General features: G+C 75.4%; 11 protein-coding genes. 5 read left to right on the top strand and 6 right to left on the bottom strand.

Annotated elements, in window-relative coordinates; all coding sequences use genetic code 11:
• The first annotated feature begins 46 nt into the window (after positions 1-46).
• Both MF672_RS51200 and MF672_RS02230 read left to right on the top strand, forming a co-directional pair.
• Complete coding sequence (locus MF672_RS51200) at positions 47-3,112, top strand: helix-turn-helix transcriptional regulator (RefSeq protein WP_302893144.1); 3,066 nt, start codon at positions 47-49, stop codon at positions 3,110-3,112.
• A gap of 67 nt (positions 3,113-3,179) precedes the next feature.
• Positions 3,180-4,970, top strand: a complete 1,791-nt coding sequence (locus MF672_RS02230; RefSeq protein ID WP_242376092.1) for a serine/threonine-protein kinase — start codon at positions 3,180-3,182, stop codon at positions 4,968-4,970.
• Positions 4,971-4,986: 16 nt separating this feature from the next.
• Here MF672_RS02230 and MF672_RS51195 read toward each other — a convergent pair whose 3' ends face one another.
• Together MF672_RS51195 and MF672_RS02220 are read right to left on the bottom strand one after the other, a co-directional pair.
• The gene (locus tag MF672_RS51195) at positions 4,987-8,418 is read right to left on the bottom strand and encodes a protein kinase domain-containing protein (RefSeq protein ID WP_302893283.1); all 3,432 of its coding nucleotides are present in this window, start codon (positions 8,416-8,418) and stop codon (positions 4,987-4,989) included.
• Positions 8,419-8,515: 97 nt separating this feature from the next.
• A complete protein-coding gene (locus MF672_RS02220; protein WP_242376090.1) occupies positions 8,516-9,022 on the bottom strand; it encodes a shikimate kinase in 507 nt (168 codons plus the stop codon).
• 37 nt (positions 9,023-9,059) lie between these two features.
• Between MF672_RS02220 and MF672_RS02215 the strand changes: the two genes are divergently transcribed.
• Positions 9,060-9,341: a hypothetical protein gene (locus MF672_RS02215; protein WP_242376089.1), complete on the top strand. Its 282-nt coding sequence runs from the start codon at positions 9,060-9,062 to the stop codon at positions 9,339-9,341.
• Positions 9,342-9,354: 13 nt separating this feature from the next.
• Positions 9,355-9,738, top strand: a complete 384-nt coding sequence (locus MF672_RS02210; protein ID WP_242376088.1) for a ChaB family protein — start codon at positions 9,355-9,357, stop codon at positions 9,736-9,738.
• 27 nt (positions 9,739-9,765) lie between these two features.
• Here MF672_RS02210 and MF672_RS02205 read toward each other — a convergent pair whose 3' ends face one another.
• Complete coding sequence (locus MF672_RS02205; protein WP_242376087.1) at positions 9,766-11,592, bottom strand: transketolase; 1,827 nt, start codon at positions 11,590-11,592, stop codon at positions 9,766-9,768.
• Positions 11,593-11,665: 73 nt separating this feature from the next.
• Positions 11,666-12,262: a nucleotidyltransferase gene (locus MF672_RS02200; RefSeq protein ID WP_242376086.1), complete on the bottom strand. Its 597-nt coding sequence runs from the start codon at positions 12,260-12,262 to the stop codon at positions 11,666-11,668.
• A 70-nt stretch (positions 12,263-12,332) separates the two neighbouring features.
• Between MF672_RS02200 and MF672_RS02195 the strand changes: the two genes are divergently transcribed.
• On the top strand, positions 12,333-12,818 hold the full coding sequence (locus MF672_RS02195; protein ID WP_242376085.1) for a DUF1360 domain-containing protein: 486 nt from the start codon (positions 12,333-12,335) through the stop codon (positions 12,816-12,818).
• Positions 12,819-12,981: 163 nt separating this feature from the next.
• Here MF672_RS02195 and MF672_RS02190 read toward each other — a convergent pair whose 3' ends face one another.
• Positions 12,982-13,989 (bottom strand): SDR family oxidoreductase, encoded by a 1,008-nt coding sequence (locus MF672_RS02190; RefSeq protein ID WP_242376084.1) that lies wholly within the window; start codon positions 13,987-13,989, stop codon positions 12,982-12,984.
• Between the two features lie 7 nt (positions 13,990-13,996).
• Positions 13,997-14,155: a hypothetical protein gene (locus MF672_RS02185; protein ID WP_242376082.1), complete on the bottom strand. Its 159-nt coding sequence runs from the start codon at positions 14,153-14,155 to the stop codon at positions 13,997-13,999.
• Positions 14,156-14,183 lie beyond the last annotated feature (28 nt).

The following is a 14,183-nucleotide window of genomic DNA, read 5'->3' as shown; positions in this document are numbered from 1 at the left end:
GGTCGCCGGGCCAAGGCCCACGATGAATCGGTCAGGGGAGGAGTCCATGACAGCCCGTTCCCTCCGCAACGGACCCGAGCGCTCCCGGGACGACCAGTTCGTCGGCCGCAGCCGGGAACTGGCGGTCCTGCACGCCCAGCTCGGCCGGGCCGCCGAGGGCCGCTCCGCTCTCGTGGTGCTGGAGGGGCCCGCGGGCATCGGGAAGACGGCGCTGGCCGGGGAGTTCCTGTCGGCCATCGAGAACGCCGTGGTGCTGGACGTCAGCGGCGAGGAGGGCGAGGCGGAGCTGCCGTACGGGGTGCTGGGCCAGCTCGCCCCCCAGGTTCACCCCCTGCCCGAGCCCTTGGCCCGCCTCGCCGCCCCGGAGCACGCCCTGGCCGGCCCCCCGGACCCGCTGGTCGTCGGGGCCGCGCTGCTGGAACTGCTGGGACAGGTGCAGCGCGGCGCGCCGGTCGTCATGGCCGTGGACGGGGCCGGATGGGCGGACCTGCCGTCGTTGCACGCGCTGACGTTCGCGCTGCGGCGGCTGCGTACCGATCGGGTGATGGCGCTGCTGATCGTCAGGGAGAGCGACGACCCGCGGCTGCCCGACGGGCTGCGGCGGCTGCTGCGCAGCGGCGCCGCGCTCCGGCTGCCGCTCGACGGCCTCACCGCGCGCGAGCTCCAGGCGCTCAGCGCCCGCATCGGCCCCGTCCGGCTGACGCCGCAGGCCGCCGAACGCCTGCACCAGCACACCAAGGGCGTGCCGCTGCACGCCCGCGCCCTGCTCCAGCAGGTACGCGCCGAGACCCTGGCCGACGTGGACGCCCCGCTGCCCGCGCCCCGCGCCTACACCACGCTCGTGCTCCAGAGCTTCGGCCGGTGCGGGCCCGCGGCGCAGCGGCTGCTCACCGCCGCCGCCGTCCTCGGGACCTCCGCGCCGCTGCACCTCGTGGCCCGCGTCGCCGAACTGGCCGAGCCGCTGCCCGCCCTCGAACAGGCGACCGGCGCCGGCCTGCTGGCCGAGTGGCGGACCGCGGCCGGCGTCTCGGCCGGCTTCCCCAACCCGCTGGTCCGGGCCGCGATCTACCACGACCTCGGGCCGGCCACCCGGCGCGGCCTGCACCTGCTGGCCGCCGACCTGGTGGACGACGTCGTCCAGCGCCTGCACCACCGGCTCGCCGCCGCCGACCAGGTGGACGCCGGACTGGTGCGCGAGGTCGCCAGGATGGGGCGGCGGCAGGCGGCGGCCGGACGGTGGGCCAGCGCGTGCGGCTGCCTCACCCGGGCCGTCCAGCTCACCGACGAGGGGCCCGGCCGCGACCGGCTGGTCGCCGAGGCGGTCGAGGCGCTGCTCGCCGCCGGCCGTCCCGCCGACGCCGCCGCGCTGGCCGCCCAGCTCGGCCCGGCCGCCGACCCGGCGGTCCGCGATTACGCGCTGGGGGCGGTGGCCCTGGTGGCGGGGCGGCTGGAGGAGGCGGGGCGGCGGCTCGACGACGCCTGGACGCACGCCGGGGACCCGCTCCTGGCCGAGGGCATCGCCGCCCGCCAGGCCCTGGCCGCCCTGCTGCGCGGCGACGGCCCCGCCGCCGTCCACTGGTCCACCCACCCCACCCCCGAACCCCCCACCCCCACCCCCGAACCCCCCACCCCCACCCCCGACCCGTCCGCCACCACCCGCCCTCCCGCCCCCAACCCGTCCGTCGCCCGCTCTCCCGCCCCCGGCCTGGCCGTCGCCCGCCCTTCCGCTTCGGGACGGGGCGGCGCCTCGCCGGGGTGGGTCGCCGGCGATCCGCCTCCCGCTGTGGCGCCGGCCGTGGCCGCCCAGGCGCCCGCCTCGGAGCCGGTCGCCGCCACCAGCCCTCTCGCTGGCGATGTGGCCGGGACCGCCGGTTCAGGGCTGGAGCGCGTAGCCGGGGGTGGGGGCGGGCCGCGGGGGGAGCTGGTGCGGTTCGCGCGGCTGGTGGGCCTGGCGTGGGCCGGGCGGCCGGAGGAGGCGGCGGAGCTGTGCGCGGGCCTCGGCGCGCCAGGCCAGCCCGAGACCGGCGAGCCGGACGCGGTGCTCGGCCGCGGCATGCTCCGCCTGGCGGCCGACGACCTGGGCGGCGCCTACGCCGACCTCAGCCGCGCCCTGGCGGCCGGCGCCGACGCCTCGGCCGCGTTCCAGCTCCTGGTGGCGACCGGCCTGGCCCAGGTCGAGTACCGGCTCGGCCGCTGGGACGAGGCGGCCGCCCACGGCGAGCTGGCCGCCTCCACGGCCGACGACTTCGGCCAGGTCTGGCTGGCCGGTTACGCCCACGCCGTGGCCGCGCTGGTCCCGGCCGCGCGCGGCGAGTGGGACCAGGCGCTCGCGCACGTCCGGGCGGCCCGCGCCGCCTGCCGTCCCGGCAACGTCCCCGCCCAGGTCGCCACGGCGGGCGCGGACGCGCTCACCGCCGCCGCCCGGGGCGACCACGAGGCGGTCGTCGCCGCCCTCGTGCCGCTCACCAGGGTCCGGGTCCCCGCGGACCCGGCTCTCGTCCTGTGGCGCACGCTGCTCGCCGACGCCCTGGTCAACACCGGCCGGCCGGCCGAGGCCGAGGCGGCGCTGGTGCCGTGCGAGCTGCTGGCGTTGGAGGGGGAGTGCCGCAGCGTGCTCGCCGCCGCCGCGCGCGCCCGCGCCGGCCTGCTGGCCGCCCGGCACGAGCCGGCCGAGGCGGAGACCCTCTACCAGGTCGCGCTCGGCCATTCGGCCAAGCTCGACATGCCGTTCGAGGAGGCCAGGATCCAGCTCGCGTACGGCACGTTCCTGCGTCGCAGGGGCCGCCGGGCCGCCGCCGCCGAGCACCTGGAGGCGGCCCAGCTCACGCTGTCGAGGCTGGGCGCGCTGCCGTACCTGGAGCAGTGCGACCTGGAGCTGGCCGCGAGCGGGCGCGCGGTGCTGCGCCCGCAGGACACCGCGAGGCTCGGCCTGACGCCGCAGGAGCACACGGTGGCCGTGCTCATCAGCAAGGGCCTCACCAACCGGCAGGCGGCCCGCAAGCTGGTGCTGAGCGTCAAGACGGTCGAGTACCACCTGAGCCACATCTACACCAAGCTCGGGATCACCTCGCGTACCGCCCTGATCGGGAAGCTGAGCGATCTCGGCGAGTGAGCCGCCGAGGCCGGCGCGGGCGAGACGCTGATGACGCGGGGAGCGTCGCGGCTCTACGCTGCTCTCCATGCACAATCGGGTGATCGACGGTCGTTTCGAGCTTCTGGAACGGCTCGGTGGCGGGGGCATGGGCCTGGTGTGGCGCGCCCGGGACGTGGCCCTGCACCGCGAGGTCGCGCTCAAGGAGGTCCGGCCGCCCGACCCCGCCTACGACGAGGCGCAGGACTCCACGGCGGCGCGTGAGCTGCGGGCCCGCGTCCTGCGCGAGGCCCGGGCCCTGGCCAGGCTCAACCATCCGCACGTGGTCACCATCCACCACATCGTCGACCCGGGCGAGCACGGCTACCCGTGGCTGGTGATGGAGCTGGTCACCGGCGGCTCGCTCCAGGACCGCCTCCAGCGCGGCCCGCTGACGCCCGCCGAGGGGGCCCGGCTCGGCCGCGAGGTCCTGTCGGCGCTGCGGGCCGCCCACGCGGTCGGCATCCAGCACCGCGACGTCAAGCCGGCCAACGTCCTGCTGCGCGAGGACGGCCGCTCGGTGCTGACCGACTTCGGCATCGCGGCGGTGCGGGAGTCCACGAGCCTGACCGCGACCGGGTCGTTTATCGGCTCGCCCGAGTACATAGCGCCCGAGCGGATCAACGGGCAGGAAGGCGATCCGGCCTCCGACCTGTGGTCGCTCGGCATGCTCCTGTACGTGGCCGTCGAAGGGCGGCACCCGATGCGCCGGGCCACGACGCTCGCGACGCTGGCCGCCGTGCTCAACCAGGAGGTGCCGCCGCCGGAGCGGGCCGGGGCGCTGGCTCCCGTCCTGCGGGCCCTGCTCCAGCGCGATCCGGCGGCCCGGCCGGACGTCGAGACGCTGGACGGCATGCTCGCCGCCGCGGCCGGGTCGTCTGATGGAGCGTTCCGCGCCGATCCCGCCCCGGGCGCGCCGCCCGGGCCGAGTACCGGGCCGAGTACGGGGCCGAGTACGGGGCCGGGCCAGGGTGCCGGGCAGGGCGTCGGGCGGGCTGCCGGGCAGGGGCCGCTGACGCACGGCTATGGGCAACTGCCCGCGCCGCAGCCCCCGTACGGCCAGGCGGCCCCGCCCCCGTACGGCCAGGCGGCCCCGCCGGTCTACGGCCAGGCGGGCCCGCCCCCGTACGGCAAGGCCACCCCGCCCCCGTACGGCGCGGTGCCCGTGGCGCACCAGGACACCGTCCGTTCCCGCCGCTCCAGCCGCGGCGCCCTCGGCGCGGTGTCCGTGGCGGCCGTGGTGGTGATCGGCGTGCTGCTGTGGCGGCTGCTCCCGTTCGGCGGCGGCAGCGGCACGCCCACGGGCCTCGACCCGACCGGCCTGCGGTTCACGCCGTTATCCAGCAGCAGCGCCGACCCGACCGCCACCGAGGACACCGGCCCGTCGCGGCAGGAGAACCTGCACACCCCGGCGGGCGTCAAGGCCATGATCGCCAAGCTGAAGCCCGCGATCGGCGGCACCAAGGTCGTCAGCCTGACGGTCTACCCGACGTACGCCGTCGTCGAGGCCCCGAAGAAGGGCGACCCGGAGGTCTCCGAGCGCTACGACTACCGCGACGGCCAGGTCACCAAGTCGGCCGGCTTCGGCAGCGAGATCGACGGCCCCACCGTCGATCTCAACAGCTACGACTGGGACGCGCTCCCGGCCCTGTTCAAGCGGGCGGACAAGGACCTCAACGTGGACAAGCCCACGTCCCGCTACCTGATCGTGGACCCCGACTTCACCTTCACGAGCCCCCGCCAGGTCCTGCTCGTCTACCTCAGCGACGCCTACAGCCGCTCCGGCTACCTCGTCGCCGACCGCTCGGGCAAGGTGCTGAAGCTGTACCCGGACGACTGACGGGCCGCCGCCCCGCTCAGCACACGTCCTGGTAGCCGCTCTCCGGGATGAGCCGCGACCACTCGTCGCGGCTCAGCGGCCCGCCCGCCCGCGCGCACACCTCCCGCGCCGCGAGCGCCGGGTCGACCGGGCTCTCGCGGACGGTGCCGTCGAGCGCCACGCCGCGCAGGCGTTTGCCGTCGGGGCTGAAGGCCAGCCCGGACGTCCCCGGGGCGGCCTGGCCGACCTGGCGCAGGGTGCGCACGTCCCAGAGCGAGGTGCGGGTGGCGGCGACGGCCAGCAGATCGCCGTCGGGGGAGAAGCGCAGCGCGTCGACGGCCGAGGCGCCGGTCTCGATCGTGCCGATGCGCTCGCGCCCGCGCGTGTCCCAGAGCAGCACCCGGCCGCCGTCCAGGCCGAACGCCAGCGTCCTGCCGCCGGGGGAGAAGGCGAGCGCGGTCGGCACCGGGGCGTCGGCCGTGGCCCGGCCGGGCGTGCCGGTCCGCAGGTCGAGCGGGGTGCGGCGGCCGGTGCGGAGGTCGAGCAGGGTGGCGCCGGCGGCGAGCGTCGCGCCGTCCGGGCTGAACGCGAGCGCCGGGTCGCCCGCGCCCTCGTACACGCGGACGCGGCGGGCCGTGCGCACGTCCCACGTCTCCAGGGTGCCGCCGCGCGCGGTGGCCAGCAGGTCGCCCTTGGGGGAGAGCGCCACGGCCAGGACGTCGCCGCCCGCGTCGACGGAGCTCATCAGCTCGCCGCCGGGCACCCGCCAGACGGTCACCGGGTCGCCGGCGACGGCCAGCAGGCTGCCGCCCGCGTCGAAGGCCAGGTCGCCGGCCGCGGCGATGCGGCCCAGCTTCCTGCTGTCCTCGGTGTCGGTGACCTCGGTCGCGTCGCCGACCGCCTTGGCGGCCACCTTGCCGTCGCCGGAGAAGGCCGCCGCCTCGTGCTCGCCGGACGGCAGCGGCAGGCCGGAGACGTCCAGCGAGACCACCGAGCCGGTGCCGCTCAGGTAGCGGAGGCAGTGGCCGTCGGGGGAGAAGGTCAGGCCGGGGCGGGGGTCGCGGAGGGGGTAGGAGCCGGACAGGCGGCGCTCGGTCACGTTCCACACACGGACCTCGCCGGCGCCGGGGAGGGCGAGGAGGCGGCCGTCGGGGCTGAAGACGGGCGTGTCCTCGGGGGTGGCGGGCGGCCGGGCGGACAACCGCGTCGCGTACCCGCCGGCCGCGCCCGCCCGTCCGCCGGCCGCGACGGTCCAGCGGGCACCCCCTCCGGTCGGGTCGCCCCCGTCGGCCGGGTCGCCTCCGCCGGTCGGGTGGGCGGGAAGGCCGGACTTGTCGGGAACGGCAGGCGCGTCCTCGGCCCCGGGGACCACCGGTTCGCCGGGGCCGGGCGGGCTCATGGGGGTCAGGGCCGCGCGGGCGGTGTCCACGAGCGTGACGCCGCTCCGCCCCGCCACGGCCAGCAGCCGCCCGTCCGGGCTGAACGCCATCGACGGCGCCGCCAGGGCGGGCATCCGGGGCGGCCGGACCGACACGGTGGCCGTCCGCCGGCGGCGCCCCGCCAGCTCCCACAGCTCGACCCGCCCGTCCGCCCGGGACACCGCCGCCCGCGTCCCGTCCGGGGCCAGCGCCACCTTGCGGTCGGTGACCTCCAGCAGCACCCGCTCGCCCCGGTACACCCGGGTGCGGTTGCCCCGGCTGATCACGTACGCGGCGCCGGGACCGGGCGCCCGGCCCGTGGCCAGCTCGACCGGCCGCCCGTCCACGCCCTCGGCGAAGCGCCCGTCGTCGCTCAGCACCGGGTTGCCCGGCGGCAGGCCCCGCACGCCGGTGCGCCGCCCGGAGGGCACGTCGTAGAAGGTGACGGCGTCGGCGCCCCACTTGACCAGCTCGTCGCCGCGCAGCAGGTAGCGGGCCCGCGAGTCGGGCGCCGGGTCGGTGAAGACGCCCAGCTCGGGCTGGGTGAGCGAGGCCTGCAACGCGGCCCGCGCCTCGAACACCGGCGACAGCCGCCAGGCGGCCACGCTCAGCCGCATCGCGGTCCGCGGGTCCGAGGAGCGCAGCGCCTCCGCCCGCGCCGCGACCGCCCGCGCGTTCGCCTCGATGAGCTGCCCGCGCAGCTCGTGCTGGCCGCGTACGGACGCCACCGACATCGACACCGCGACGGCCAGCACCGCGCCGAGCACCCCGAGAGCTGGCGCGAGCAGCCTCCTGCGCTGCTTGGACAGAGTGACGCTGTCGTTGATGAAGTCCCGTTCGAGCTGGTTCAGCCGCAGGTGGCGGCGTTTGGTGGCGGCCCAGCCGAGCGCGGTGTCCAGCTCCTCGCCGCGCAGCAGGTGACCGCGCCCGCGCCGGTGCGCCGACCACGCGCCGGCGGCCTCGCGGATGCGGCGCAGCACGTGCAGGCTCTCGCGCTCGTCGGCCACCCAGCCGCGCAGCCGGGGCCAGGCCCGGTAGAGCGCGGCGCTGGCGGGGGCCACCCGGCCGTCGCCGACCGCCACCAGCTTGCCGACAGCGGTCTCCGCGGGCGGCACCCGCACGCTGCGGCGCACCAGCAGACCGGCGTCCATGAGCGGGCCGAGCACGCCGCCCTCGTCGTGCGGGCTGTCGCCGTCCAGCAGCCGCAGCAGCAGGCCGGGCACCTGCTCCTGCTGCGCGGGCGTCAGCGCCTGGTACGCCTCCTCCGCCAGCTCGCCGAGCGAGCGCGGCCCGGCGTGCCCGGCGGGCGGGCGCAGCACCGCGGAGGTCGCGACCCGCAGCCGGGACGCCTCGGGCCGGTCGGCCGGGTCCTTGGCGAGGGCGCCGCCGACCAGCTCGCGCAGCTCCTCGGGCAGGACGCTCAGGTCGGGGTCGACGGTCAGCAGCCGGTGCATCACCCCGCCCAGGCTCTCCCCGGCGAACGGGTCGCGCCCGGTGGCCGCGAACAGCACGACCGCCCCCCACGCGAACACGTCGGCCGCCGCCCCCGTCTCGCCGCGGCCGGTCAGCGTCTCGGGCGCGAGGTAGGTGCAGGTGCCGGCGACCGTGCCGGGGGCCGGCAGCCCCAGCTGGATGACCTTGGGGCCGTCGGCCGCCAGCAGCACGCTCTCCGGGTTGAGCCCCCGGTGCGTGAGCCCGGCCTCGTGCAGCGCCTCCAGGGCCGCGCCGAGCGCGTCGGCCAGCGCCAGCAGCTCGCCGCCCGCGTACGGGCCGTGCAGCTCGACCGCCCGCCGCAGGTCGGGGCCGTCCACGTACGCGGTGACGACGTAGGGGACGCGGCCGTCCACGCCGACCGCGACGACCTCGGCCAGCGACGGGCAGGAGACGCGCTCGTAGCGCCGCCCGGGGGCCTCCCCGCGCGGCACGGTGACGGCGTGGCGGCGGCCGTCGTCGTCGTAGGCGTCGTAGACCACGCCCCGCCCGCCCGCGCCGAGCCGGCCCGCCAGCCAGAAGCCGCCGAGCCGTTCGGGGTCGCCGGGCACCAAGCGCATACTCACGTGCGGTTAGATGCGTGACGCGGGTGGATGGTTGACGAGATGGACGCCACAGGCCCCCCGCGCGCCTCGGGGGGCCCATGTGTCATGATCATTATGCCAGGCCCCGGGAGCGCAACTCCCGCAGCACCTCGTCCCGCACCTCCTCGGGCCGCCGGACGCCCACGTCGCAGCGCAGGTCGGCGATCTCCGCGAAGTACGGCTCGCGGCGGGCCCGCATGGCCTTGGGGTCGAAGCCGGGGCGGTGGTCGCCCGACTTCATGCGCTCGGCGAGCACGGCGTCGTCGGCGTCCACCCACACCACGAACGCCTCGCGGAGCGCCCGCCGCACCTCGGGGTCCTCGACGGTGCTGGCGGCCGCGGCGATCACCTCAGGCTCGCCGGTCGCCAGCTCGTGCAGGACGTGCTCGGCCTCGTGGCGGTGGAGGGCGTCGGCGCCTTCGCGGGCGGCGATCTGCGCGGCCGTGCCGCCGTACCGCGCCCGCAGGAACGGGTCGCTGTCGCTTAAGCGCAGGTCAAGAGCCTCCGCGAGGAGGCGGCCGGCGGTCGTCTTACCCGAGCCCATCAGCCCGATCACCACGACTGGTTTGTTTTTCGACATGGGGATAGAAGTTCCTCGTGTCAAGGAGGTAAATCAGATGACCATCGCCGGAAGCATCATCCTCATCATGCTCGGTGCGATCCTCACCTGGGCCGTCGAGTTCGACCTCGCCGGCCTCGACATCAATGTCGTGGGGGTCATCCTCATGCTCGGCGGTCTGGTCGGTCTCCTGTTCGGCATCTACAGGATCACCGTCACCCGCAGGGCGGTCGGTCCCATCGACGAACCGGTGCACCGTCACGAGATCATCGCGGAGCCCGAGACCCGCCGCACCACCGTGTACGAGGAACGCCGCCACTACGACGAGCCGCCGCTGTAGGAGGTGAAACGGCATGCCAGGTGTCGAGGAGCTGCCGTCCACGATCAAGCGCTCGCCGAAGAAGGCGCAGCGTACCTGGATCAAGGCGCACGACAGTGCCGTGCAGGAGTACGGAGAGGGCAGGCGCGCTCACATGACCGCGTTCGCCGCGCTGAAGCACTCCTTCGAGAAGGTCGGCGACCACTGGGAGCCGAAGGCCGAGAAGGGCCCGTCCGACAAGGGCGCGACGGACCGGTCCGGCTGCACGGCCGAGGGAGTGGACGCCAACGCCAGCAAGGAGCACCTGCGGGACGTGGCGAAGCGGCTGGGCGTGCGCGGCCGCTCGAAGATGAAGAAGAAGGAACTGGTGGAAGCCATCAAGAAGGCCAACAGGAAGGCCACCGCGAAGGCGCGGTGACCTTCCCCCGGCCGATCACCGGGCCTGTCACAGCAAGCGCTTGACCGCCGCGACAATGGCGCGGCGGTCAATGCGTGCGTCGGCCAGTTGCTCCTCGGGGGTGGCCGAGGCGGGCAGCCCGCTCACCCCCAGCTTGACCACCCGGGGACCGAGCTCGGCGACGGCCTCCAGCACGGCGTCCCCGAGCCCGCCCTCCAGCCGGTGGTCCTCGACCGTGATGAGGTTGCCGGTCGTGGTGGCCGCCTCGGCCAGCGCGGCCGCGTCCACCGGCTTGATCGAGTACAGGTCGATCACCCCGACCGGGACGTCGGCCGCGGCCAGCTCGTCGGCCGCCGCCAGCGCCTCGTGCACGGTCACCCCGGCCGCCACGATCGTGGCCCGGTCGCCGGCCGAGCGCCGCAGCACCCGCGAGCCGCCCACCGGGAACCGCTCGCCCGGCTCGTAGATCACCGGTGTGTCGCCGCGCGTGGTGCGCAGGTAGGACACGCCCTCCAGCTCGGCCATCTCGGCGATCAGCGCCGCCGTCTGGTTGGCGTCGCACGGGTAGAGCACGGTGCTGCCGTGCACCGGCCGCATCATGGCCAGGTCCTCCAGCCCCATCTGGGACGGCCCGTCCTCGCCGATGGCCACGCCCGCGTGCGAGCCGACCAGCCGGATCGAGGCGCCGCTCACCCCGGCCATCCTGATGAAGTCGTAGGCCCGGGTCAGGAACGCCGCGAACGTGGCCGCGTACGGCTTCCAGCCGCGCACCGCGAGCCCGACCGCGGCCGCCACGAGCTGCTGCTCGGCGATGTACATCTCGAAGAAGCGCTCGGGGAACGCCTCGGCGAACGTCTGCGTCCTCGTCGAGTCGGCCACCTCGCCGTCCAGCGCCACCACGTCGCCCCTGGCCGCGCCGAGCGCCGCCAGCGCCTCCCCGTACGCCGTCCGCGTGGCCACCGCGTCGCCCACCTTGTACGCCGGCAGCTCCAGAGGCCCGTCCTCGAACCGGTACGGCGCCGGGCCCTCGTCGGGGACGTGCACCTCGACCCGGACGTCCCTGGTGCCGCCCAGCTCCTCGACGGCCTTGCCGGGGTCCTTCAGCGCCTTGCCGTGCGCGCCCTCGCGGTTCTCCACCTCCAGCACGCCCTCGCCCTTGCGGGTCTTGGCCAGGATGACGGTGGGCCGTCTGCGGGTGTTGCAGGCGTCGGCGAGCGCGAAGTCGATCTGCCCGGGATCATGGCCGTCGATCTCGATGGTATGCCAGCCGAACGCGCCGAACCTGCGGGCGTAGGCGCCGGTGTCCCAGCCGTGCCGGGTGGGCCCGCGCTGGCCGAGGCGGTTGACGTCCACGATGACGGTGAGGTTGGCCAGGCCCTCGTCGCCGGCGTGCTCGGCGGCCTCCCATATCGAGCCCTCGGCCAGCTCGCTGTCGCCGCACAGCACCCACACCCGGTAGGGCATGCGCTCCAGCCGCCCGGCCATCGCCACGCCGACGCCGACCGGCAGGCCCTGCCCGAGCGAGCCGGTCGCGACGTCCACCCAGGGCAGGCGCGGGGTGGGGTGCCCCTCCAGCCTGCTGCCGCGCTTGCGGAACGACAGCAGCTCCTCGTCGTCGATGACGCCGGCCGCCTTGTAGAGGGAGTACAGCAGGGGGGAGGCGTGCCCCTTGGAGAAGATCAGATGGTCGTTGGCGGGGTTGCCGGGGTTGGCGAAGTCGTAGCGGAGGTGGCAGGAGAACAACACCGCCATGAGGTCGGCCGCCGACATCGACGAGGTCGGATGGCCGGAGCCGGCGGCCGCGGCGGCGCGGACGGAGTCGACGCGTAGTTGGGCGGCCAGCTCGGCCAGGTACTGGAGATCGCGCTCAGGCATTCAAGGACCCTCCTCGGTGATGGTTCCGCCCTCTACCCGCACCGGCCCGCTTAACGCTGAGCTGAGGCGCGGGTCAGGGCCACTTGGCGTCGCCGGACGGCTCGACCGGCCCGCTCAGCACGCCCAGCCGCTCCAGCAGGGTGATGAACGTGGCCGCGTACGGCGAGTGCTCCGTCACCGCCGCCACCCGCGGCCAGTCCACCTGCTCGCGCAGCGCGCGCACCTGGGCCAGCAGCGCCCCGTAGTCGCAGGCGTGCTCCGACAGCGGCAGCAGCCACGAGATCACCAGGTCGGTGGCCTCCAGCACGGGCACGATCACCGCCGACGCCTTCAACGGCTCGGCCCGGTCCAGCAGCTCCTCCGTGATGTCCAGGTCGGACACCCGGAAGATCAGGTCGACCAGCCGGCCCTCGTCGTACGCCTTGACCAGCCAGTCCTCCGGCGGCTTGGCGGTCTGGAAGCCGAGCCCGCGCAGCGCCTCGAGGGCGGCCGGCACGTCGTGCTCGGTGAGAACGAAATCGACGTCATGGAGGGAGGGGGCGGCGCCTCTCGCGTACGCCGCGCAACCTCCGGCCAGCGCGAACTTGACCCCGGCGTCCTTGAGCCCGGAGCTGGCGCGCTTCAAGGTGTCCAGGATGGCGTCGGTGACCTCGTGACCGTGGCTGCTCATGAGTCCGGGCTACCCAGGCAAAGGTCAAGTAGACGTTGGAGCAGGCCGCGAGAGGGTAGTCGCGGGAGCTATGACGGAAATCCTGGAGAAGACGGAACGGGCCTACGAGGGCGAGCACCACCGGCCGCTCCGCGGCTACCTCGGGATCATGGCCGCCTACGGCGGCACGGTGGCGGTCGCCGCGGCGGCGGCCGCGCTGGCCGGGCGGCGGGCGCCGGACCGGATCGGGGTGATGGACCTGGCGCTGATGGCGGCCTGCACGCACAAGGTGTCGCGGCGCATCGCCAAGGATCCCGTCACGAGCCCCCTCCGCGCCCCCTTCACCCGGTACGAGGGCCAGAGCGGGCCCGCCGAGCTCCAGGAGAGCCCGCGAAGCGCGCTCGGCGAGCTGCTGGCCTGCCCGTTCTGCCTGGCGCAGTGGGTGGCGACCGGCTACGCGGCCGGTCTGGTGTTCGCGCCGAAGGCGACCCGTATGATCGGCGCGACGATGACGGCGGTGGCGGTGTCGGACTGGCTGCAGCTCGCCTACGCCAAACTGATGAAGGCGGCCGAGTGAGGGCCGCCGGTTCCGCCGCCCGGTGAGCGCCGGCGCGGGCCCCGATGCGGACGGGGGCCCGCGCCGGTCACGGCCGTCGCGGTTCGCGGCCTGCCTGCTCCGTCACCGCGCGGCGCAGCGCGTCGAGCCGGCCGAGGAGCCCGCGCGTCCTCCGCGTGTCAGGTCACCTGCGGCGCAGGAACGCGAGCGCGCCCGCCGCGGCCGCGCCGCCGGCCAGCCCCATCAGGACCGGGCCGCGGTGCTGCGACAGCCAGAGCTGCGGGCTGCGGGCGGTCGAGCGCCGGTCGAAGGTGCCGTGCGCGCCGTAGTCGTGGTCGTCGTCGGCGGGCTCCCAAAGGTTGGACACGCCGCTCGGCGGCTTCTCGTCGGTCTGCTGCGACTGGATGCCGGTGCGCGCCAGGTACCGGTCCACCAGCGCCGGCGCGATCCGCTGCGCCATCAGGGTCGCGGCGGTCATCCCGCCCACCCAGTACTCCTTGCGCTCCGGGTGCTCGGCGGCGTACACGATGGCCCGCGCCGCCACCTCCGGCTGGTAGATCGGCGGCACCGGCTGGGGGTGCCGGCGCAGCTTGCTCAGCACCCACTCGAACTGCGGCGTGTTGACCGCCGGGAGCTGCACGGTGGTGATCCTGATGTTGCTCCTGTCGGCCAGCAGCTCGGTGCGCACCGACTCGGTGAAGCCCTGGATCGCGTGCTTGGCCCCGCAGTACGCCGACTGCAGCGGGATCGAGCGCTGGGCCAGCGCCGAGCCCGTCTGCACGATCGCGCCCTGGTTGCGCGGCCCCATGAGGTCCAGGGCGACCTTCGTGCCCCAGACGTAGCCCAGGTAGGTGACCTGCGTCGTCCGCTCGTACTCCTCCGGGGAGATGTCGGTGAACTTGGCGAAGACGCTGGAGAAGGCCGTGTTGATCCAGACGGAGATGGGGCCCATCTCGGTCTCGATGCGCTCGGCCGCCGCCCGTACCTGCTCGTAGTCCGCCATGTCGGTCTCGTAGACCTGGCCGACGCCGCCCGCGGCCCCCACGTCGACGGCCGCCGCGCCGAGCCCCGTCGTCCCTCGCGCCAGGAGCGCCACCTTCGCGCCCTGCTTGCCCAGCTCGCGCACGACCGCCCGGCCAACGCCGCCGCTCGCGCCCGTCACCACGACTACCCGCCCTCGCAGTGGTGCCATGGACGTATCAGCCCGCCTCTCCGTCTCCGCGTCGTTGCTTCTGGCGCCGTACGGCCAGGATCATGTCGATGACCGTGACCACGGCGAGCGCGATGGCGATGCCGGTGATGACCGGCGCCCGCGCGATGAGTCCCAGCACCGTGAAGGCGAACAGGAACACCAGCATGAACGACCCCACCCTGATGTGCACCACA

This window comes from Actinomadura luzonensis, assembly GCF_022664455.2.
In the GTDB taxonomy this organism is placed as follows: domain Bacteria; phylum Actinomycetota; class Actinomycetes; order Streptosporangiales; family Streptosporangiaceae; genus Nonomuraea; species Nonomuraea luzonensis.
Note: the sequence above shows the minus strand (reverse complement) of the source record. Positions and strands in the feature narration are given on the sequence as shown.